The 21597-nt window shown below is 62.5% G+C and carries 21 protein-coding genes and 1 pseudogene; 15 read left to right on the forward strand and 7 right to left on the reverse strand.

Annotation, left to right across the window (positions count from 1 at the left end):
- Positions 1-6 precede the first annotated feature (6 nt).
- The 4 genes and pseudogenes from ACWGTI_RS10015 to ACWGTI_RS10030 all read left to right on the forward strand — a co-directional run.
- Positions 7-762: an HvfC/BufC family peptide modification chaperone gene (locus tag ACWGTI_RS10015; RefSeq protein ID WP_454586970.1), complete on the forward strand. Its 756-nt coding sequence runs from the start codon at positions 7-9 to the stop codon at positions 760-762.
- An 11-nt stretch (positions 763-773) separates the two neighbouring features.
- Positions 774-1250: a DoxX family protein gene (locus ACWGTI_RS10020; RefSeq protein WP_454586971.1), complete on the forward strand. Its 477-nt coding sequence runs from the start codon at positions 774-776 to the stop codon at positions 1248-1250.
- Positions 1251-1684: 434 nt separating this feature from the next.
- The gene (locus ACWGTI_RS10025) at positions 1685-2080 is read left to right on the forward strand and encodes a GNAT family N-acetyltransferase (RefSeq protein WP_454587314.1); all 396 of its coding nucleotides are present in this window, start codon (positions 1685-1687) and stop codon (positions 2078-2080) included.
- Positions 2077-2502, forward strand: a pseudogene (locus ACWGTI_RS10030) (GNAT family N-acetyltransferase); the annotation flags it as partial. The gene ACWGTI_RS10025 and the pseudogene ACWGTI_RS10030, both read left to right, overlap by 4 nt.
- A gap of 217 nt (positions 2503-2719) precedes the next feature.
- Here ACWGTI_RS10030 and ACWGTI_RS10035 read toward each other — a convergent pair.
- The 3 genes from ACWGTI_RS10035 to ACWGTI_RS10045 form a co-directional block, all read right to left on the reverse strand.
- A complete protein-coding gene (locus tag ACWGTI_RS10035; protein ID WP_454586972.1) occupies positions 2720-4078 on the reverse strand; it encodes a chloride channel protein in 1359 nt (452 codons plus the stop codon).
- 188 nt (positions 4079-4266) lie between these two features.
- Complete coding sequence (locus ACWGTI_RS10040; RefSeq protein WP_454586973.1) at positions 4267-4566, reverse strand: hypothetical protein; 300 nt, start codon at positions 4564-4566, stop codon at positions 4267-4269.
- A 135-nt stretch (positions 4567-4701) separates the two neighbouring features.
- Entirely contained in the window at positions 4702-5607 is a 906-nt protein-coding gene (locus ACWGTI_RS10045; RefSeq protein WP_454586974.1) for a LysR family transcriptional regulator, read from the reverse strand.
- Positions 5608-5776: 169 nt separating this feature from the next.
- Between ACWGTI_RS10045 and ACWGTI_RS10050 the strand changes: the two genes are divergently transcribed.
- From ACWGTI_RS10050 to ACWGTI_RS10075, 6 genes are all read left to right on the forward strand, one after another.
- Positions 5777-6853, forward strand: a complete 1077-nt coding sequence (locus ACWGTI_RS10050) for a class I SAM-dependent methyltransferase (RefSeq protein WP_454586975.1) — start codon at positions 5777-5779, stop codon at positions 6851-6853.
- A 39-nt stretch (positions 6854-6892) separates the two neighbouring features.
- Positions 6893-7192 (forward strand): putative quinol monooxygenase, encoded by a 300-nt coding sequence (locus ACWGTI_RS10055; protein WP_454586976.1) that lies wholly within the window; start codon positions 6893-6895, stop codon positions 7190-7192.
- Between the two features lie 139 nt (positions 7193-7331).
- Positions 7332-7970, forward strand: a complete 639-nt coding sequence (locus tag ACWGTI_RS10060) for a DUF1326 domain-containing protein (protein WP_454586977.1) — start codon at positions 7332-7334, stop codon at positions 7968-7970.
- Between the two features lie 9 nt (positions 7971-7979).
- On the forward strand, positions 7980-8837 hold the full coding sequence (locus ACWGTI_RS10065; RefSeq protein WP_454586978.1) for a DUF2182 domain-containing protein: 858 nt from the start codon (positions 7980-7982) through the stop codon (positions 8835-8837).
- 113 nt (positions 8838-8950) lie between these two features.
- Entirely contained in the window at positions 8951-10396 is a 1446-nt protein-coding gene (locus ACWGTI_RS10070) for a DUF5939 domain-containing protein (RefSeq protein WP_454586979.1), read from the forward strand.
- Positions 10397-10485: 89 nt separating this feature from the next.
- Entirely contained in the window at positions 10486-10734 is a 249-nt protein-coding gene (locus ACWGTI_RS10075; protein WP_454587315.1) for a substrate-binding domain-containing protein, read from the forward strand.
- Between the two features lie 10 nt (positions 10735-10744).
- Here the strand turns inward: ACWGTI_RS10075 and ACWGTI_RS10080 are convergent, their stop codons facing one another.
- Together ACWGTI_RS10080 and ACWGTI_RS10085 are read right to left on the reverse strand one after the other, a co-directional pair.
- Positions 10745-10903 (reverse strand): hypothetical protein, encoded by a 159-nt coding sequence (locus tag ACWGTI_RS10080; RefSeq protein WP_454586980.1) that lies wholly within the window; start codon positions 10901-10903, stop codon positions 10745-10747.
- Positions 10904-11091: 188 nt separating this feature from the next.
- A complete protein-coding gene (locus ACWGTI_RS10085; RefSeq protein WP_454575040.1) occupies positions 11092-11394 on the reverse strand; it encodes a DUF982 domain-containing protein in 303 nt (100 codons plus the stop codon).
- Between the two features lie 192 nt (positions 11395-11586).
- On the opposite strand from ACWGTI_RS10085, the gene ACWGTI_RS10090 reads away from it, so the two are divergent.
- The 5 genes from ACWGTI_RS10090 to ACWGTI_RS10110 all read left to right on the forward strand — a co-directional run bounded on the left by ACWGTI_RS10090 (position 11587) and on the right by ACWGTI_RS10110 (position 19192).
- The gene (locus tag ACWGTI_RS10090) at positions 11587-12648 is read left to right on the forward strand and encodes a glycosyltransferase family 4 protein (protein ID WP_454586981.1); all 1062 of its coding nucleotides are present in this window, start codon (positions 11587-11589) and stop codon (positions 12646-12648) included.
- Between the two features lie 43 nt (positions 12649-12691).
- The gene (locus ACWGTI_RS10095) at positions 12692-14854 is read left to right on the forward strand and encodes an amylo-alpha-1,6-glucosidase (RefSeq protein ID WP_454586982.1); all 2163 of its coding nucleotides are present in this window, start codon (positions 12692-12694) and stop codon (positions 14852-14854) included.
- A 133-nt stretch (positions 14855-14987) separates the two neighbouring features.
- Positions 14988-16769, forward strand: a complete 1782-nt coding sequence (locus tag ACWGTI_RS10100; protein WP_454586983.1) for an alpha,alpha-trehalose-phosphate synthase (UDP-forming) — start codon at positions 14988-14990, stop codon at positions 16767-16769.
- A complete protein-coding gene (gene otsB / locus ACWGTI_RS10105) occupies positions 16766-17536 on the forward strand; it encodes a trehalose-phosphatase (protein ID WP_454586984.1) in 771 nt (256 codons plus the stop codon). Before ACWGTI_RS10100 ends, otsB begins: the two co-directional genes overlap by 4 nt.
- A 198-nt stretch (positions 17537-17734) precedes the next feature.
- Positions 17735-19192: an NCS1 family nucleobase:cation symporter-1 gene (locus ACWGTI_RS10110; protein ID WP_454586985.1), complete on the forward strand. Its 1458-nt coding sequence runs from the start codon at positions 17735-17737 to the stop codon at positions 19190-19192.
- Between the two features lie 64 nt (positions 19193-19256).
- Here the strand turns inward: ACWGTI_RS10110 and ACWGTI_RS10115 are convergent, their stop codons facing one another.
- Together ACWGTI_RS10115 and ACWGTI_RS10120 are read right to left on the reverse strand one after the other, a co-directional pair.
- The gene (locus ACWGTI_RS10115) at positions 19257-19796 is read right to left on the reverse strand and encodes a DUF1697 domain-containing protein (protein WP_454586986.1); all 540 of its coding nucleotides are present in this window, start codon (positions 19794-19796) and stop codon (positions 19257-19259) included.
- A gap of 16 nt (positions 19797-19812) precedes the next feature.
- A complete protein-coding gene (locus tag ACWGTI_RS10120; protein WP_454586987.1) occupies positions 19813-21450 on the reverse strand; it encodes a CTP synthase in 1638 nt (545 codons plus the stop codon).
- Positions 21451-21597 lie beyond the last annotated feature (147 nt).

Genomic DNA, 21597 nt, shown 5'->3' on the forward strand with positions numbered 1-21597 from the left:
ACCATCGTGGCGCGCTCGGTGCTGGCCATGGAGCCTCTGGTCGACGCGAGAATGCTAACCGCTGGCAAGGCCGACCCAATGGCTCGCCTGCGCATCTACCAGAACAACACACGCAGTTCGTTGACTGCCGTGCTGATGGCGGTGTTTCCCGTTACGGCCCGCCTCGTCGACGAACGTTTCTTCCGCTTTATGGCGAGCGAGTTCATTCGACGGCATCCGCCGGCGGAGTCACGCCTGGTGCGATATGGTGCGGGCTTCCCTCGCTTCCTGAAGACCATCGACACCCTGTCCGACATGCCGATCGTCGCCGAGACGGCGCGGCTCGAATGGGCCATTGCCGAAGCGCTCGATACAGCTTCGCGGCCGGCCCGCAGCCTCGCAGAATACGACAGCAACGACCTTGGGCTGTCGCCGGATATCCTGCTCCAGCCCTCACTGCGATTGATCGTCTCGCACTGGTCGATCCTATCGGTATGGATGGAGCATCAAAAGGAGACGGCGGCCGATGAAAAAATCACCTGGACAAGGCGCCCCGAGCGCGTGGCGCTTTGGCGATCGGGGAACTACGTGCGGCTTTTTCTGCTCGACCGCGCGAGCTTCGCGTTCTGGCATTCGCTGAAGCACGGCTTCGGCCTTGAGCATGCCGCTGGCCGCGCCTTGGCGCTCGACCCGGCCTTCGACCTGGTTTCAGCGCTTGTGCGCCTGTTCCGCGACAGGCTCGTCACCGACGTGCGCGTCCCGGTGCCCCCCCTCTCAAACTGAAGGAGACGATCATGACTGCGATACCGGAATATTCCGCCCCTCGCCCTGGCGGCCTTGTTGGTCTTTACCGACGAGTGATCAAGTTGCCGGAGCGTATCCCATTTTCGCTGGTGCAGCTCGCAGCTCGAGCCGCGATTGCGCATGTCTTCTGGCAGTCAGCTCAATCGAAGCTGGCGTCCTGGCCGGTGACGCTGCAGCTGTTCGCCAGCGAATACAATCTACCCCTCATCGATCCGTCGATCGCGGCTCCGCTGGCGACAACGGCAGAGATCACCGGGGCGGTGCTGCTTTTCCTGGGGCTGTTCTCGCGTCTCGGCGCGCTGATGCTGCTCGGCGTTGTTTCAGTGATCCAGATCTTCGTGTTCCCGGAGAACTGGGCCGAGCATCTGCTGTGGGCCTCGCTTTTGCTGCTCGTTCTAACACGGGGCGCCGGCGTCCTCTCGCTCGACTACGTCGCCGAGCGGACCTTTTCGGCGTCGCCATCGTAGCCGAGAACTTCCTGACCAATCTCATCAACAATGTCGCCGAGACCGATATCGACTTTCCCGCCTTTCTCGCCGCCGAAGCCGCCTGACCGATGCCCGGTCCGCCGCCCAGGGTGGATCGGGCGATTTCGATTCTGCTCTCGTCGAGGCTCGCAGCGGCGATAACGATGCCGTGAGGTTGTAACGGTCGGTTCCCATGGGGCGAATAAGAGACCGTCACAGCCATTCCCAATACGGATTTTTCTCGGTGAAGTTTGCCGAAGTGACAGCCACAGGAATCCGGTTCGGGCCCGTCGGCTATGAAATCATCCTGCTTTATCTGGCCGGCCTTTTAACGCTTGCAGTAGGCGGCCCCGGCCGTCTGTCGCTTGAGACGGTCTTGTCTCGGCCCAAGGGAATCGAGCGCTCGACCCCAGCACGATCTTTCTGCAATTGAGATCGACGCCTTCGAAGACAGGATCTATGCCTACAATCGGGAGGCGGTAGGGCGCGATGACGCTCAGAGCCTTGGCTTTGTGATCCGCGACCCGGTTGGACGCATCATCGGTGCTGCAACAGGATTTTCCTGGGCAGGCACTTCCGAACTCAAACAGATGTGGATCGACGAGGGACATAGGGGACGTGGCTATGCGCGGGCGTTGTTGAACGCCTTCGCGGCCGAGGCCAAAGATCGAGGCGTTCGGCGGATTTGGGTGCAGAGCCATGATTTCCAAGCGCCAGGAATGTATGAAAAAGCCGGCTTCGTGCGTGTAGCTGAATTTGCGGATTGGCCCGAGGGACACTCCAACGTCATTCTCTGCAAAATACTTGAAGATCCGACTGCAACCCAATGACCACCATCCGAATTGCGCGAGACGCTGACGCGGAAGCCCTGCCCTATATCGAACAGTCGGCGGGTGAGGCCTACCGTGAGATCGAGGAGTTGGCCTGGATTGCCGACGACGACAACCAGACCGTCGAGCGCCACCGTGAACTCATCGCCAAGGGCACGTCCTGGGTGGCGGCGGACCCCTACGATCGACCGGTCGCATTCCTGAGCGCGGAGATCCAGGATGACACGTTGCACATCTGGGAACTTGCCGTGCGCCTTGATCGACAACGCTCGGGTATCGGACGCGCCCTGCTGGAAAAGGCAATTGCGGATGCGAGGCGTCGCCGCCTTGTCGCTCTTACCCTGACGACGTTCCGGGATGTGATCTGGAACGCGCCATTTTACCAGAAGCTGGACTTTCAGGTGCTGGATGACGCGCAGGCCGGAGAGCGGCTTCGCCAGGTGCTACTCCGAGAGGTCGAGCACGGGATGCCGGCAAGCAGACGTTGCGCCATGCGCCTTGTCCTCACTCAAGTTTGTGCTTGCTGGCGGAACTCAGACTGCGCTTCAGAGCGTTTCACGGAATCGCTGCACCGCTCTAACTCTTTGTTTTTACGCAATTCCGGACGGAACACCGTTACACACTTATCCTGGAATTGCTCTAAGCGGCGGCATCGGGTGTTTCAAGGTTTCTGGTTCTTCTGCGCCGGATCGCCTCGGCGACGAACAGGCGAGATAGGGCGTGGTAGAGCGGCTCGTTCGAAATCAATCGCGCTGTCCCATAGCCCAGCATCGATGCGCACATCAGCGCAATGACATTGTCGTGGTTCCCGGTCATTTCGAGGATGATGACGAAGGCCGTCATCGGAGCCTGCACGACGCCGGCAAAATAGCCGGCCATGCCGAGCAACGCAGCGGTGCCGGTGGCGGCGCCGAGGAGTAGGCCAAGCGTGCTGCCAAGGCCGGCTCCTACGGCCAGCGATGGCGCGAAGATGCCGCCCGGAATGCCCGAAACCATCGAGAGCAGGCCAGCCGCGAATTTCTCGGCAAAGAAGAACGCCGGCAGCGGCGTGCCTTCGATGGCTCCGCGTGCCTGCGCGTAACCGGTGCCGAAGGTGAGGCCATTCGAGGCCATCCCGATCGCGGCCACCGCCAGCCCGCAAATGCTTGCCACAACCATTGTGCGCCAGAGCGGCTGCAACGCGTTCCAGCGCCGGATGCGACGCGTCGCTTTCAGCGCCAGCAACGAAAACAGCGCGCCGATGCCGCCGCCGACGACGCCGCAGGCAAGCACCAGCGGCCAATCGCTGGCAAAGGCCACTGTTTCTTTGGCGACGCCGAAGTAAGTGTAGTTTCCGACCAGGCCCAACGAGGCGAGTCCGGCGAGGATCACCGCCGTTAACACCAGCCCGTTGGTGCGGGATTCATAGGCGCGCCCCATCTCCTCGATAGCAAAGACAATGCCGGCAAGCGGTGTGTTGAAGGCAGCCGCTATGCCTGCCGCCGACCCGGCCAGGATCAGCCCGCGCGCCTGCCCCATGCCGCCCCAGCGCGCGACCTGCAGCATCAGCGAGGCGCCGACCTGCACTGTCGGTCCCTCGCGGCCAATCGAGGCCCCGCAGCCGAGACCGACGACGGTGAGCGCGATCTTGCCCACCACTAGCCGCAGCGACAGGATGTGCCCGCGGTCGTCGTCATCGCGCAAATGACGTGCGGCGATCGCCTGCGGAATGCCGCTGCCCTGCGAGCCCGGAAAAAAGGAATGCGCAAGCCAGGCGCAGAGAACGAAGCCGAGCGGCGTCATCACCAGCGGCAGGTAAAAGCGCCAGCCGCCCTGATGGCCAATCGCGATGTGGAAGAGTGCCTGCGCCTGGTCGGCCAGAACTGCGAACAGCACGCTGATCAGACCAATCGAGATGGCACCCGCCCAAAAGACGATGCGGGGCTGCCAGACGCGCCGCGAAACCCACATTGCCTGCGAGCGCCGCAGCATCGGGTGTTTTCGCGAAATGGGTGCCATGTCGGATCCTGTCGTGATCGATCCGGCCTAGCACACCCATGGAGCCGATCAACCCTGCGAGGCCAGGGCCATGGCAGGCGGGATCAGCGACGAATGCTCCGGCAGAACTCCGACGGCGAAGGATGGATGGGACATCCCGCCAGCGCGCGTGCCGGCGGGACGAAAGCGTCGGCGGAGCCCGAAGGCTTCTACATCGCCATTTTTTCGCACTCGGCCTGGGCCTTCTTGGTCGACGTATCGATCATGTAGGTTTTGCCCTTGGCGTCGGTCATCATCATCATGCAATGCTTGATCGGCTTGGCCATTTTCATCATTTCGGCGCTCATTTTGGCGTCCGGCATCATGGTGCCCATATGCCCGTCGGGCATGATCGCCGTCACTTGCCCACCCTTCATCATGGACATCGTGCCCATAGTGTCTTCGGCGAACGCCTGCGACACGCACAGGGCGGCAATGCTGGCGGTGACAAAGATCCTGAACGAATGCATCTGGAATACTCCCATTTTTTGAGGGGCACAGTTGCCCCATTCGTGGGTTCGCCGGACGTTGCGGTCCGTTACATCGACACGAAGATGTGATCGCATGTTGCCTGTTTGACTGGCGCAGAAGGCGGAACCGCGGACCTACAGACCAGTCGCTTCCGCCGTCATCGGTAGGTGCCAGTCATACTCCATCACCGCTTTGGCAAATGCCGAAATGGCGGGCGATGGCAGGCGGTCTGCGACGGAAACCAGCGACACCTCGCGCACGATCTCGGGATCGACGACGAGCCGGTGGCAAACGCCGGGCTGGCTCGCGGAGAATTCGGCGATGAAGCAAACACCCATTCCGGCAGCGACCATGGCCAGGATCCAGTCCTCGCGCTCGCTGCGGTAGGCGCTCTTGATTTCGAAGCCGAGGTCTTGGCAGAGCTCGTCGATATGATTGCCGTATTCGCAGTTGATGCGCTCGAGATAGGACTCGCTGCGCACGTCGGCGAGTTGTAGCGTGTTGCGCGTCTCGAATGGATGCCCTGTCGAGAAGGCGAGCCCGAAGCGCTCCGCATAGACCGGCTCCGCTTTCAGCCGGGGGTCGAAGGGCTCGGGCCGTGCCAACAGCGCGATGTCCAGCTTGCCCTTCAGCAGAAGATCGGTGAGGTGGTTGGCGGCGCCCTCGATCACAGTCACATGAATGCCGGGAAAGCGCTCGCGAAACGCGTTGAGGAAACCGATAAAGCGCAGCGGGCCGATGGTGCACATCACGCCCAGGGTCAGCGGCGCGGCCTCCAGCGACAGGAAGCTTCTGGCGGTGCGTTTGGCATGCTCCGAGCGCTGCGCGATCTCGTCGAGGTGGCTTCGCATCAGCCGGCCGAAATCGCTTAGTTGGACATGGCTCTTGTCGCGATGGAAGAGCAGGCCGCCGAGTTCCGCTTCCAGCTTCTGTATGGCGCGGGTGAGCGCAGGCTGCGTGATATGCACCAGGTCCGCCGCCTGGCGAAAGTTGAGCGTCTGGCAGGCGGCCAGAAAATAACGAATTTCGTGCATTTCCATGACACATCCCCGCTGATGCCCGGCATGCATCGCCGCAATCAGAACTCAGCATTATCGGCGGGTGCTATCCTTAGGTAAACTTTCTCCGCTGTCCATGGGAGACCCTCCCGGTGGCCGAACCAGGTGCCGCCATGGCGAGTGTTTGGGACCGAGCCGAAGGAGAAAGCCGATGCTGGAGCGCAACAAGGAGAAACAGCCCGACCAGGAAAAACTGGAAGCGCTGCTTGGAAAGATGGTCGGCGATCTCGGTGCCATCACCACTGGGGCGGCGGTGTTGTTGGGCGACAGGCTCGGACTTTTCGCGGCCATGAGCGAGGGCGGCAAAATGACTGCCGGACAGCTTGCCAAAGCGACCGGGACGCAGGAGCGTCTGGTCCGCGAATGGCTTTCCGCGCAGGCGGCCGCCGGCTATGTCGAATATGACGAGGCCGGCGACAGCTTCTACCTCAGCCCCGAGCAGGAACAGGTCTTCGTCAATGAGGACAGTCCGGCCTTCATGGCCGGCGCCTTCGAGGTCGTCTCGACGCTGTGGCTCGACGAAGAAAAGGTACGGCAGGCGTTTCGCTCGGGCAAGGGACTGGGCTGGCACGATCACAGCGCCTGCCTGTTCCGCGGCACGGAACGGTTCTTCCGGCCCGGCTACAACGCCAATCTGATCGGCTCCTGGCTGCCCGCGCTCGATGGCGTGGTCGAGAAGCTGGAGCGAGGCATAGATGTTGCCGACGTCGGCTGCGGCCACGGCACCTCGACCGTGCTCATGGCTAAGGCATTCCCGAATTCGCGCTTCACCGGCTTCGACTATCATGCCCCGTCGATCGAACGGGCGCGCGCCGCTGCCAAGGAGGCCGGCGTCGCGGGTAACACACGCTTCGACGTGGCGGCGGCCAAGGATTTTCCGGGCACCTACGATCTCGTCGCCTTCTTCGATTGCCTGCACGACATGGGCGATCCGGAGGGCGCTGCCAGGCATGTGCACAAGGCCCTGAAGCCGGACGGCACCTGGATGATCGTCGAACCCTTCGCCCACGACCAGCTTTCGGCGAACCTCAATCCGGTTGGCCGCATCTACTACGCCGCCTCGACCTTCATCTGCACGCCTGCCTCGCTGTCGCAGGAGGTTGGGCTCGGCCTCGGCGCCCAGGCCGGCGAAGCCAGGCTGCGCAAGGTGGTTACCGGCGGCGGGTTCAAGCGGCTCCGCCGCGCGACCGAGACACTGTTCAACATGGTCCTCGAGGCTCGCCCGTAAGCCCGGTTGATCCAAGTTTGCTCTGGGTTGGAGGAAGGCATGACTGCTTACAACGTCGTCCGGTTCCGCACCAAGGCCGGCAAGGAACAGGCCTTCATCGATGCCCACAAGAAGGCGAGCCTCGACGTCAAGGGATTTCGAAAGGCCGCGCTGATCAAGACCGGCGACCGGACCTTCTGCGTCGTCGGAGAATGGAACGACATGGACAGCCTCGCAGCGGCGCGGCCGCAGATGATCGGCCTTCTCGATACGATGCGCGACATGCTGGAGGATCTCGGCGGCGACCTCGGCGTGACCGACCCGGTCTCCGGCACGTCCGTCGTCGAGATCCGGCCCTGAAGTGGCCCAACTGCAGGTTTGATGTGCACCGCTCGACCACCAATGTGGGGGCCAATCCATCAAAGCCAGCGACGCACGAACTGCTGGAGCGCGACCAGACTTCGACGTATAATCAGGCCCAATCTTCGGAGGATGAGCCATGAATGCAGTGCCCCAATGGCGGCTCGCAGGCGACTGGTTCGACATCTGCAGCTGCGACATCCCTTGCCCTTGCGAGTTCGCCCAGCGGCCAACCGGCAATCACTGCCAGGGCGTGCTCGCCTGGCATGTGCGTGAGGGTCAGTATGGCGGCGTGAAGCTCGACGGCCTGACGCTGGTGGCACTCGGCGAGTTCGAAGGCAATCTATGGGCCGGCGAGGCAAGGGCTGTGATGGGCATGTATCTCGACGAGAAGGCGGATGATGCGCAGCGCGAAGCCCTGCAGGCGATCTTCGGCGGCCACGCTGGCGGCTGGCCCGCGGGCTTTGCCGCAAATATCGGCGAGATGCGCGGCATGGAGTTTGTTCCGATCACTTTCGAGGTGGCGGGCGACCTGGCCACCTGGCGGGTCGAAATTCCTGGCCTCGTCGTTGGGCGCGCAGAGGCGCTTTCCGGCCCCACCACACCACCTGGCAAGCGGGTGCAGACGATCAATCCGCCGGGTTCGGAGGTCGGCCCGGGCCAGGTTGTCACCTGGGGGCGTTCTGTCGAGTTGAGCACCAAAGGCTTCGGGTTCGACTGGACTGGCACGGCCCGGTCGAGCAAGCACATCCCGTTCGACTGGACCGGCCCGAACTAGGGCATGACAATGGCTGACGCGTTCCCCAGGAAATCGCGGCGGTTCACCCGGAATCTGCGCGGCATCCCGCTCGGTCTGCTCGCATCGCTCGTCGGGCTGACAGCAGTGGCTTGGGCGCTCACCCTCTACCAGACCTTCAGCATGGATATGCCCATGGGCATTGCCGTGCGCGGCGGTATGGAGGGTATGGAAGGCATGGCCGGCATGGCGATGGCCGGAATTGCTGCCGACGGCTGGTCATTTGCCGGCGCCGCCGCATTTGTCGCTGTGTGGACCGTGATGATGGCGATGCTGCCAGCTGCGGCGCCCATGATATTTATGTTCGCGGCGGCGCAGGCCAGGCGCGAACAACACGTGGCCATCCCGACGTGGACCTTCGTCGCGGGCTATCTGCTCGTCTGGGCGGCGGTGGGCCTTGTTGTATATGTCCTGGTCCAACTCGGTAGCGACGTTGCAACCAACCTCGATCCGCCCCAGCGTTCGAAATGGGCACCGCTCGCGCTCGGTGCCACGCTTGGCGTCGCCGGGCTCTATCAATTCACGACCCTCAAGCATATTTGCCTCAGCCATTGCCGTTCGCCGCTCGCTTTCGTTGCGCAGCACTGGCGCGAGGGGCGTGTTGGCGCGCTCAAGATGGGACTGCGCCACGGTCTCTATTGCTTTGGCTGCTGCTGGGCGCTGTTTGCCGTGCTGGTCGCAACCGGCGTCATGAGCATCGCCTGGATGCTGCTTTTGACGCTGCTCGTCTTCGTCGAGAAGCTGCTGCCCCCTGGCCGCCGCTTCGAAGGTAGTTTGGGCGTTGCGCTAGTGGCCCTCGGGATCGTTGTATCGCTCGGGGCGATCGATATGCCTTGGATGGGGGGCTAGACGGGCAGGAGCATAAGCATCTCTGCTGTGCCGGCAGACGCTTTCGACGGCAATCCATTCGCATCGCGCCGGTTTTTTAGTAGGCTGTGGCGCGGCAAGGTTGAGGGTCCGGCGTGACAGTAGTCGACGATCGTCTTCTCGAAAGCAGCATGACCAAGGTGGAGCAGGCGCGAGCCTGGAGCCCACGCGTCATCTCGAAATTCGAGACGCTGATCAGGAGCGCCGACGACCAATCACTCTATCGCGTCAATCCGCTGAGCTTTGCTCGTGACCGCGCAATCGCCGAGCCTGAAGCAATCGACCTCTTCCTTCATGCCGCCCGCTGTGGCTTGTTCGACATGAGCTGGGATGTGCTCTGTCCCCAGTCCGGAATGGTGCTCGATAGTTTCGGCGCACTGCGCACGCTGAAGACCCACTACGTTTGTGGCCTGTGCGACGTATCGGGCGACACCGACCTCGACGACTTCATCGAGGTCACCTTCTCGGTGTCGCCGAAGTTACGGCGCCTGCCGTATCACGACCCCGAGACGCTCCCAGTCGAGGATTTTCATTGGAAGCTCCACTTCGAACATGACGGGCGTCTACCGGGGCAAGACGTTCGCTTTCTTGACGTTCTGCGAGGCTTCGTCAGGGGCATGACGTTTCTGCCGCCCGGCACCACCACAGTGCTCCGCGCCGAAGTAGGACCGGGCGCCCTTTCGGGTGTCAACGTGCGGACACAGGCCGCATTCGCCGTGCCAATATCAGGCAATCCGGTGTCGGCACCGACAGTTCTGAAGATCGATTATGATGGCAAACGCTTCCTGCCGGCATTGCCCGCCGTGCCACCTGGCCCGATCGTCATGGAGGTGGCGAATACTGGGCCAGTGCGCGGTTCGTTGCTTGTCATCAACTGGCCGCCCGAGCTTGTCGCGCTGACCACCAAGCCGGCGCTCGATTTCGACCCCTATGTTTCCGGTGGAGCGCTGCTTGCGCGGCAAACCTTCCGCCAGCTCTTCCGGTCCGAGCGTGTCGACGAGAAGGAGGGGCTCGGAATCCGGCAGATCACCTTCCTGTTCACGGACCTCAAGGGCTCGACCGCCATGTATGAGCGCCTGGGTGACCTCAACGCCTATGCTTTGGTCCGCGAGCATTTCGCTCTGGTCAACGCGACGGTTCAGCAACATTCCGGAGCGGTGGTCAAGACGATTGGCGATGCGGTGATGGCTGTATTCTCGCAGCCGACGGATGCGATCTCGGCTGCACTCCACATCCTTGACGAGATCGATCGCTTCAACGGCGACCATGACGGACCGGGGATCATCCTCAAGATCGGGGCCCACTGTGGGTCATCGATCGCCGTGACGCTCAACGAAAACCTCGACTATTTCGGCCAGACCGTGAATGTCGCCGCGCGAGTGCAGTCCCTGGCAGAAGGCGGACAGATCTGCATTTCCGAGGCGCTCCACTCCGCGCCCGGGGTTAGCGAAATGCTTGCCGGCCATCGCGTCGAGGCTTTTGACGCGCCTCTTCGAGGTGTGGAGGGTGATGCAACTGTCTATCGCATCATGCGGGGATAGACACGATCGCGTGCCAAGGCGCGAGGAAACGATAGCCGGCCAGTTGCTGCCGCAGGCCGGAGCGGTCGCGGGGCGCCTTCATTCAGGCACTGCAAAGCAGCGGCTTCTCGGTTCCCGACGATTTTTCCGTCATCGGTCTCGACGATATCGCTGTTGCCCTTCATGGCCGCCCGCCCTTGACGACCATCCGCATCGACCGCGTCGAACTGGGCCGTGCCGGAATACAGATGCTGATGAAACGCATCGCGGATCCTGGCGCAAACATTGTGCGCGTCAACATCGGCTTGCAATTGGCCGAACGCGCCACCGTCGGCCCGGTGCGAAAAAAGCCCCTATGATGAGGGTGGCTCAATTAGAGCGTCTGTCGACGTAGGTGTAGACGCCGGCCCCAATGGCGACCGCACCGACCGTGATCACGATCGACGGTGCGCCCATCAAACTGGCAAGGATCGCCCAGATAAGGGCAATGACGATGGCGCCGAGCGTTCCCAGGATCAGTCTCGGCAATGTCTACCCCTCCACGTACCGACCGTTTGTGGATTGGCCGTCCAACCACCGGTCATGCGAAACGCCGCATGAAAGCACAGTGCAGGCCATGAGGTGAAGGGCTGCGCGGGAATACTATGGTGCGAAAAAGATGATGTCCGCGCCGCCACGGCCCGGCTTGAATCGCCAAAAAAGTCTGTGGCCGTAGCCTAACGGCGCAGCGCGTAGACGTCCGCCATGCTTTCGCCGCCCATCGGCATCGCCATATCGTCGTCGAGCAGGCGGGTGATGCGGGCAAAGCCCGTAAACGCCTTCCTGGCTTCTTCGGCCGACATTCTGCCCGACAGGGCTGCGGAGCAGCAATTCACGGCACATTGATAGACCGGTCCACGCCGTCCCACCGGCCACTTCTGCAGAAAGACCATCGCTTCGGCAACGCTATCGACTTCCTCTATGGGGTGTCCCTGCCCGCGCGCGATGCGCACCGGCGTAAAGAAATGCAAGCGGTTCATTTTGTTCTCTCCCTGGTCGGCCGCAGTGCGAACCAACCTTATGAAATTCGCGAACAGCGAGTTGGTTCCCGCTCGTTGCAAAAAAATTGACGCTGTTCGAGCCGAGATTGCCGGGTGACGTCTTTTGTCCGGAACGTTACGCCCGCTGATGCATTTCGCTCCCGTACTCGCCTTTGAGGGACAGTTCAAACCATGCGCATAGCCCACGTCGCCCCGTTGCATGAATCCGTGCCACCCAGACTCTACGGCGGCACCGAGCGCATCGTTTCCTATCTCACCGAAGGGCTGGTCGAACTCGGCCATGAGGTGACCCTGTTTGCCAGCGGCGACAGCCACACCTCGGCCAGACTGATACCCGGACGCGAGCGTGCGCTGCGCCTCGATCCCCGCCCGCTCAAGTCAGAGACAGCAGCCCATCTTGCGATGCTGGCCGATGTGAGGAATCGCGCCGATGAGTTTGATATCATTCATTTTCATCTCAGCCATTTCCTGCATTTTTCGTTCTTCGAGACCATGCCGGGCAAGACGGTGACGACGCCGCATGGCCGGCTGGACTATGTCGATCTGGCGCCGGCGTATGAGCGTTTTCCACGCTTTCCCCTGATCTCCATTTCGCGCAGCCAGAGAACCGGGCTCGCAAACGCCAATTGGCTGGCCACCATCCATCACGGACTGCCGACCGGCCTCTATCAGCCGACCTTGGAGCCGGCGACGGACGAACCATACCTTGCCTTCCTCGGCCGGTTGTCGCGCGACAAGCGGCCGGACCGCGCCATCGACATCGCCTTGCGCTCGGGCATGAAGCTCAAGCTTGCGGCCAAGATCGGCGATGACGACCGTGCCTATTTCCACGAGACGATCGAGCCGCTGATCGACGGCAACCGTATCGACTATATCGGTGAGATTGCCGAGGACGAGAAGGCTGAATTCCTCGGCAATGCGGCCGGGCTCCTGTTTCCGATCGATTGGCCGGAGCCGTTCGGCCTTGCCGCGATCGAGGCGATGGCCTGCGGTACGCCAACCATCGGCTGGAACTGCGGTGCGTTGCCGGAAGTCATCGACCAGGGCCTCACCGGCTTTATCGTCGATTCGCGTGACGCTGCCGTCGCCGCGGTGCCGGCCCTGCTGCAGCTCGACCGGAGAAAGGTGCGTGGCGTCTTCGAAAAGCGGTTCTCCGCCAAGAGGATGGCCCGTGACTATCTCTCTGCTTATGCGCGCCTGATCGGCATTCCGGCGGAAGCGAAAGCATCTTGAGCGACGGCGGATGCTCCGGAGCCAAAACAGAGATTTGTGACTGATGACCCAACTTGACGAGCGCAAGCTCGACCCCGCCGTGGCCCTTGCCTCCCTGGATGAAACCGCGCCGCGCGAGCCGCACCGGCTGTTCGCCCTGAAACAAGGCGACTGTTTTGCGGTGGCCGATGCCTATGGCGACATACGCGGCGCCGGCGATGGGTTCTTCCGCGACGACACGCGGGTGCTGTCGGAATTCCGGCTGACCGTCGGCGGCCGGCAGACATCGCTGCTCGGCGCCTCACTCAGCCAGGACAACGTGCTGTTTACCAGCAATTTGACCAACCTGCCGATGCAGAGCGTCGGCGGCCGCGACATCCCGCAGGGCGCCATCCACATCGAGCGCGTCAGGCTGCTGTGGCAGGATCGGCTGTTCGAACGCATCACTCTGTCCAACTACAGTCAGGAGCATTCGGCGATCCGCATTTCGCTGCACTTCGCCGCCGATTTCCGCGACATGTTCGAGGTGCGCGGTTCAACCAGGCCAAAACGCGGCACGGCGCATGCGGCCGAGATAGATGCGACTTCGGTGCTCCTGCGTTACGACGGGCTGGACGGGCTGGCACGGCAGTCCGCGATATCGTTTTCGCAGGCGCCGGACCAGCTGAGTGCCGAGCGCGCGGATTTCCTCATCGCGGTGACCAAGCGCAGCAGCAAGGTGTTCTACGTCGAGGTTGGTCCGGAACTGGCCGAGCCACCCGACCGCGACCGGTTCCGGGCGGCTGCGGCGCGCGCCCGCTTCGGCATGCGGGCCAAGCGCCGCCATGGCGCGACGGTGCACAGTTCGGGCCGCGTCTTCAACGATTGGGTGGAACGCGCCCGCGCCGATGTGGCCCTGCTGACCACCGAATTGTCGACCGGCCCTTACCCCTATGCCGGCATCCCCTGGTTTTCGACCGCCTTCGGCCGCGACGGGGTCATCTCGGCGCTGCAGATGCTTTGGCTCAATCCCGGCCTGGCGCGTGGCGTGCTCACCTTCCTCGCCCAGCACCAGGCGACCGAGACCTCGCCGTTCAGTGACTCACAGCCCGGCAAGATCATGCACGAGACGCGCAAGGGCGAGATGGTGGCGCTGCAGGAGCTGCCCTTCGGCCGCTACTATGGCGGTGTCGACACCACGCCGCTCTACATCCACCTTGCCTGTGCCTATGCCGAGCGCACCGGCGACATGGACTTCATCGCCAGCCTGTGGCCGTCTCTCTGCGCCGCCGCCGAGTGGACCGAGGAAGCCAGCCGGGCGACAGGCTTCGTCACATATCAGCGCGCCGCCGAATCCGGCCTTGCCAATCAGGGCTGGAAGGATAGTTTCGACTCTGTCTTCCACGCCGACGGGCGCATCCCCAAGGGTCCGATCGCGCTGGTCGAAGTGCAAGGCTATGTCTTTGCCGCCTTCCGTGGCCTGGCGGCGCTCGCCCGCCGCCGGGGCGAGTTCGCCCAGGCCGATCACTGGGAAAACCGCGCCGAAGAGATGCGGATTGCCGTAGAGCGCGATTTCTGGCTCGACGATCTCGGCTTCTACGCGCTCGCCATCGATGGCGCCGGCGAACCCTGCAAGGTGCGGACGTCCAATGCCGGGCATTTGCTCTATGTCGGCCTGCCAGACCCGGCGCGGGCGCAAATGGTCGCCGACCAGCTGCTTTCGGCATCCTTCCAGTCCGGCTGGGGCGTGCGCACCCTGGCCGACGATGCGGTGCTGTTCAATCCGATGTCGTACCACAACGGGTCGATCTGGCCGCACGACACGGCGATTTGCGGTGCCGGCCTGGCGCGGTTTGGCGAGCGCGACAATGTGGTGCGGCTGATGAGTGGCACGTTCGAATCGGCCGTGCATTTCAACATGCGGTTGCCGGAACTGTTCTGCGGGTTCACCCGCTCGGTCGGCGAAGCGCCGATCGCCTATCCCGTTGCCTGCCTGCCGCAAGCATGGTCGGCGGGGTCGGCCTTCATGCTGATGCAGGCCTGCCTCGGCCTGGAAATCGACGGCTGGAACGGCGAAATCCATGTCACGCGTCCCCGGCTGCCGATCGGCATCGACACACTGACGCTCCGACATCTCGGCGTCGGCGAAAAGAAAGTCGATCTGACTTTCCAGCGGGTAGGCGACCGTGTCGTCGCCTTTCTCGCCGACCGCCATGAAGGGCTGGTTCCGCTGATCGTGCGAAGCTGAGCTGGGTAATTTTCGCGGGAACCGATCGTGGTTTTGTGCGTTGCAACATGACAGCTGCCGGCGGCCAGCCGCCGGAAGCGTGTTCAAATTCAACGAAGAAGAATGGCCGCCGAAGGCGGAGATTGGCACTTTAATGACAGATTATGGCGTCGACATGCTCTGGATCGTGATCCTGGCAAGCCTCGGCCTATCCGCCCTCGCCATTATGTTTTCAATATCCCGGCAGCGCGGCAGCCACCCACCAGTCGCCCGAACGGCGGGCGAGGATGTGGTGGCGGAAGCAGCGCGCAAAGTCATGCGCGAGTTTGAAAAGAACGGCCAGTCCGTCGATGCCGCACTGGTGACGTGGTCACCCGAAACCTTGCGCAAGATCCTCACCGACGATCTGCCGGACGCGCAGGTCATCGTCGTCTCCAATCGCGAGCCTTACATCCACAACGTCAAGGACAATGGCGTCGAGCTTGTCGTGCCTGCCAGCGGACTGGTCTCGGCGCTGGAGCCAATCACACGCGCCTGCGGCGGCACCTGGATCGCCTATGGCGGTGGTAGCGCTGACCGCCTCACCGTCGACGAGAACGACCGGTTGCCGGTGCCGCCGGATCATCCGTCCTACACGCTGCGCCGCGTCTGGCTGAGCGAGGACGAATATCAGGGCTATTATCTCGGTTTTGCCAATGAAGGCCTGTGGCCGCTCTGCCATATCGCCTTCACCCGTCCTATCTTCCGCGCCTCGGACTGGGAGGCCTATGAGGCCGTCAACCGCAAATTCGCCGATACGGTGGTGGCCGAAGCGCGCAACGAGCGGCCGATCGTGCTGGTCCAGGATTACCATTTCGCGCTTTTGCCGCGCATGATCCGCGAGCGCCTGCCGGAGGCGATCATCATCACCTTCTGGCATATCCCCTGGCCGAACTCCGAAGTCTTCAGCATCTGCCCGTGGCGGGAGCGCATCCTGGAGGGATTGCTCGGCAGCTCGATCATCGGCTTCCACACCCAGTTCCACGCCAACAATTTCACCGAAAGCGTCGATCGCTTCCTGGAAAGCCGTATCGAACGCGCCGATGCGGCGATCTCCTATGGCGGGCAGACGACACTGGTGCATGCCTATCCGATCTCCATCGAGTGGCCGGCCGAGCTGCTGGCGAAGCTCCCTACTGTCGAGGAATGCCGCGGCCGCCTGCGCGACCGGTTCGGGCTTCGGGCTGACGTCAAACTTTGCATCGGCGTCGAGCGGCTCGATTACACCAAAGGGATTCTCGACCGCTTTCAGGCCTTGGACGAATTGTTCACGCGCCATCCCGAATGGATCGGCAGACTTGTCTTCCTGCAGATCGCGGCGCCCAGCCGCGGCACGCTGCCGGCCTATCAGCAACTGCATGACGAATGCATGCGCTATGCCGAAGACCTCAACCAGCGCTATGGCAGCAGTAACGGCTACAAGCCGGTGATCATGGTGGCCGAACATCACTCGCAGGAGCAGGTCTACGAGATCTACCGCGCTGCCGACATCTGCATGGTCACCAGCCTGCATGACGGCATGAACCTCGTCGCCAAAGAGTTCGTTGCCGCGCGCGACGATGAGCAGGGCACTCTTTTGCTCAGCACCTTTGCTGGAGCGTCGCGCGAACTGCTGGAGGCGCTGATCGTCAATCCTTACGACGCGGCGATGATGAGCGAGGCCTTGCAGCAGGCGCTGACCATGCCGCCGGAAGAGCAGCGCCAGCGCATGCGGCGCATGCGCGAGAACGTGCGCGACAACAATGTCTATCGCTGGGCCGGCAGCATGCTGCTCGACGCGGCGCGGCTGCGCAAACGCGGCGATCTCGACCGGGCGACAGGTGTTGCCGAGCGGCCAGCAAGCACCGACACCAACATCGTCTCGCTGGTCGAGCGCATGCACAAGGTGGCATCATGACAAGCCTGCCAACCGCACCCAACCTGCCCGCAGGACAATGGGCACTTTTCCTCGACATTGACGGCACCTTGCTGGAGCATGCCGCTCACCCGGACGCTGTGTCCGTCAGCGACGAATTGCGCTCTCTGCTCGGCGCCATTGACGAACGGCTGGACGGCGCCGTCGCCTTCATCACCGGCCGCTCGGTTGAGGTCGCCGATCGCCTGTTTCATCCCCTGAAGCTGCGCGTTGCCGGCCTCTACGGGCTGGAACATCGGCTCTCGCCCGACGGCCCGGTCGTTGCCGCGGATGCTCCCGCCGATATGGCTGCCCTTGCCGACGCAATTGAAGCCGAACTGGATGACGGCCAAGTCCATATCGAGCGCAAGGGTCCGATTCTCGCCATTCATACGCGTGCGGCGCCGCATTTGCTGGCCAGGGCCACCCAACTTGTCGAGCAGGCATTGGCCAATCTTCCCAGGGGCTATCGGGTCATTCCGGGAAATGCCGGCGTCGAGCTCATGCCGCTCGAAGCAGCCAAGGGCGCTGCCGTGCGGCGCTTCATGGCAATCCCGTCCTTTGCCGGGAGGCGGCCGGTTTTCCTCGGCGACGATACCGCTGACGAAAACGGTTTCGAGGCGATCAATGAAGCCGGCGGCATTTCGATCCGTGTCAAACCGCGCGGCCCCACGGCGGCTCAATACAAGCTCGATGACGTCACCCGCGCGATCGCCTGGCTTGCCGCCAATTTCGAGGCGTCTCCGGTCCTTGACCGGAAAGTGTCCTGATCGCGGCTGTCAGCAGATCGAATCAAGACCGCTGCGATGGCGTCCGCCTCTACAAACGCCAATCGATAAGCGCGATTTGCATTGAATATCTTTAAGGTCAGAGCCGGCAAATGGATTGCTTGCGGGTTCCCCTGCGTCAGGCTTAACCTCCACGCAGCCAACGCGTGAGGGCGCGTGCTGCAAAAAGGGGACATCGCCATGACAATACAGGGTGCCTCGCCTGACCTCTACAATGAGGATCTGGCTCCGGCAAAGGTTCGAAACTGGGGACCGTTTTCCATCTTCAATGTCTGGACGTCGGACGTCCACAGCCTGTGGGGCTACTATCTCGCGGCCAGCCTGTTTCTGTTTTGCGGCGGCTTCGTCAATTTCATCATCGCCATCGGCATCGGCTCGCTGATCATCTATGCACTGATGAACATGGTCGGCTATGCCGGCGTGAAGACCGGCGTGCCCTACCCCGTGCTGGCCCGCGCCTCCTTCGGCATCTGGGGCGCCAACATTCCTGCCCTGGTGCGCGCCATCGTCGCCTGCTTCTGGTACGGCGCGCAGACGGCGGCGGCCTCAGGCGCGATCGTGGCGCTGTTGATCCGCTCGCAATGGTTCGCCGATTTCAACGCCAACACGCATTTCCTCGGCCATAGCGGCCTAGAAGTGATCTGCTTTGTCGTCATCTGGGCGCTGCAGCTCCTGATCATCCAACGCGGCATGGAAACCGTGCGCCGCTTCCAGGATTGGGCTGGCCCGGCGGTGTGGGTGATGATGCTGATCCTGGCGATCTATCTCTGCGTCAAGGCCGGAACCTTCGCGTTCACCAGCGATATCCCAATGGATGTGCTGTTGGAAAAGACCAAGGATGCCGGCGTGCCGGGAACCCCCGGTTCGTGGACGGCACTGTTTGCGGTGGCGGCGATCTGGGTGACCTATTTCTCGGCTCTCTATCTAAACTTCTGCGATTTCGCCCGCTATGCGCCCGACCAGGCGTCGCTGCGCAAGGGCAACATCTGGGGCCTGCCGGTCAACCTCATCCTGTTCTCGCTGGTCGCCGGCGTCACCACCATCGCCGCTTATGACGTCTACCACGAGGTGTTGCTGCATCCCGACCAGATCTCGGCCAAGTTCGACAGCTGGTTCCTGGCAGCACTTGCCGCACTGACCTTCGCCGTGGCGACGCTCGGCATCAATGTGGTGGCAAACTTCGTCTCGCCGGCCTTCGACTTCTCCAACGTCTTTCCCCGGCAGATCGACTTCAAGAAGGGCGGCTACATCGCTGCACTGATCGCACTTGTGCTCTATCCCTTCGCGCCATGGGAAGGCAGCGCCGCGTCCTTCGTCAACATCATCGGCGCGACGATGGGGCCGATCTTCGGGGTGATGATGGTCGACTACTATCTGATCCGCAAAGGCGAGGTCGATGTCGAGGCGCTCTACCGCGAGGACGGCGAATTCCGCTTCCAGGGCGGCTGGCACGTCAATGCTTTCATCGCCGCCGGCATCGGCGCCATCTTCTCGTCGATCCTGCCCAACTTCACCAACTGGCTACCGGCCTGGTGGGGCGTCTATGGCTGGTTCTTCGGCGTGGCGATTGCCGGCGCGATCTACTACGTGCTGCGCACCATGGCGCTCGGCGCTGGAGCGAAGACGGCGAAGGCGTGAAATGAGTCAGTAGGGAGTAGTCAGTAGGGAATTGAACTCCCTACTTTCCTACTTTCCTACTTTCCTACTTTCCGACCATCTCGGCCAGCCTACGCACCGTGTTCCAGTTGCGTGCAGTGCCTATGCCGAGACGCTTGTGATTCATGGCCGCAAGCAGCCTTGAACTTGGCCGCTCGCGCGAAAAGACGACCCAGATGTCGCCGTCGACCGACGCCACCTTCTCGTCCTCGGCGGCATACGCCTGTAGCGCGGCGACGCCATCTACGGGCGCCGGCTTGCGCATGATCCGAACCGCCACCTGATCGCCAGTTTCAGCCGACTCTGCCGGGAATGGATTGCCGGCGGCGAGCTTCAGCCAGTCCTCGGCAGTGCGCACGATGATGACGACATGGCGGCCGAAGGTCTTTTCGAAGGCCGTTTCCAGCCGCTGTTCCAGCCTGGCGATATCCGTCGCCGGCGCCTCGAAGACCAGATTGCCGGTCGCCACAAGCGTGCGCGGGTTCTTCAGCCCGAGGCTTTCGGCCATCGCCTTGAGGTCGGACATGACGACCCGGCGGCCGTCGCCGAGGATGATGCTGTAGAGCAGCGCGACATAGGTCTTCACCGGCGCCGCCAGCGGCCTATACCAGCCGCGACTGATCCACCGCAGCCGAGATGAAGCTGGCAAACAGCGGATGCGGCTCAAGCGGCCGGCTCTTCAGTTCCGGGTGATACTGAACGCCGATAAACCAGGGATGGTCTGGGTATTCGACCGTTTCCGGCAGCACGCCGTCGGGCGACATGCCGGCAAACACCAGGCCGCAATCTTCCAGCCGCTCCTTGTAGTCGACATTGACCTCGTAGCGGTGGCGGTGGCGCTCTGAAATCTGCGTGTCGCCATAGATCTCAGCGATCTTCGAGCCCTTGGTGAGCTCGGCCTGATAGGCGCCGAGCCGCATGGTGCCGCCGAGATCGCCGGTTTCGCGGCGCTTTTCCAGCATGTTGCCTTTCAGCCATTCCGTCATCAGGCCGACCACCGGCTCCTCGGTCGGGCCGAACTCGGTCGACGAGGCATGCTCGACCCCGGCCAGCGACCGCGCAGCCTCGATGCAGGCCATCTGCATGCCGAAGCAGATGCCGAAATACGGCACCTTTCGCTCGCGGGCGAATTTCGCTGCCAGGATCTTGCCTTCGGAACCGCGCTCGCCGAAGCCACCGGGGACCAGGATGCCATGCACCTTTTCCAGCCACGGCGCCGGGTCTTCCTTCTCGAAGATCTCGCTTTCGATCCAGTCAAGCTTGACCTTGACGCGGTTGGCCATGCCGCCATGCGACAGCGCCTCGATCAGCGATTTGTAGGCGTCCTTGAGGCCGGTATATTTGCCGACGACGGCAATCGTCACCTCGCCTTCGGGATTGTGGATGCGGTTGGACACCGCCTGCCAGGGCTCCATGCGCGGCTTGGGCGCCGGATCGATGCCGAAGGCGGCCAGCACTTCCGAATCGAGGCCTTCCCTGTGGTAGGCCATCGGCACGTCATAGATGTGCGGCACGTCGAGCGCCTGGATGACGGCGCTTTCCCTGACATTGCAGAACAATGACAGTTTTCTGCGCTCTTCCTTGGGGATGGCGCGGTCGGCTCGGACCAGCAGGATGTCGGGCGCAATGCCGATGCCGCGCAGTTCCTTGACGGAATGCTGGGTCGGCTTGGTCTTCAACTCGCCCGCCGTCGGGATGTAGGGCATCAAGGTCAGGTGGACATAGACCGCATTGTTGCGCGGCAGGTCGTTGCCGAGCTGGCGGATCGCTTCCAGGAAAGGCATCGCCTCGATGTCGCCGACGGTGCCGCCGATCTCGCACAGCACGAAGTCGTAGTCGTCATTGCCGTCGAGGACGAAATGCTTGATCTCGTCGGTGACGTGCGGAATGACCTGCACAGTGGCGCCCAGATAGTCGCCGCGCCGCTCGCGCTCGATGATATTCTTGTAGATGCGGCCGGTGGTGATGTTGTCCTGCTGATTGGCCGAGCGGCCGGTGAAGCGCTCGTAATGGCCGAGATCGAGATCGGTCTCGGCACCGTCATCGGTGACGAAGACCTCGCCATGCTGGTAAGGCGACATCGTGCCGGGATCGACGTTGAGGTAAGGGTCGAGCTTTTTGATGCGTGCGCGATAGCCTCGCGCCTGCAAGAGAGCCCCAAGGGCCGCTGCGGCAATGCCTTTTCCAAGTGAGGAAACCACGCCGCCTGTGATGAATACATATCGCGCCATGGGAGTCATCGCTTAACGCGGCCGAATTGATTCCGCCAGAGAAAAAACCGCCGCTGAGGTTTTTTCCAGAGAAGGCGCGATAGTCCCGAGGTTCGAGACTGTTGTTTTAGTCAAAACAAAAGGGCCGGCAGAAGCCGGCCCTTTCGGCAGGATTGG

The organism is Mesorhizobium sp. ArgA1, from assembly GCF_053714375.1.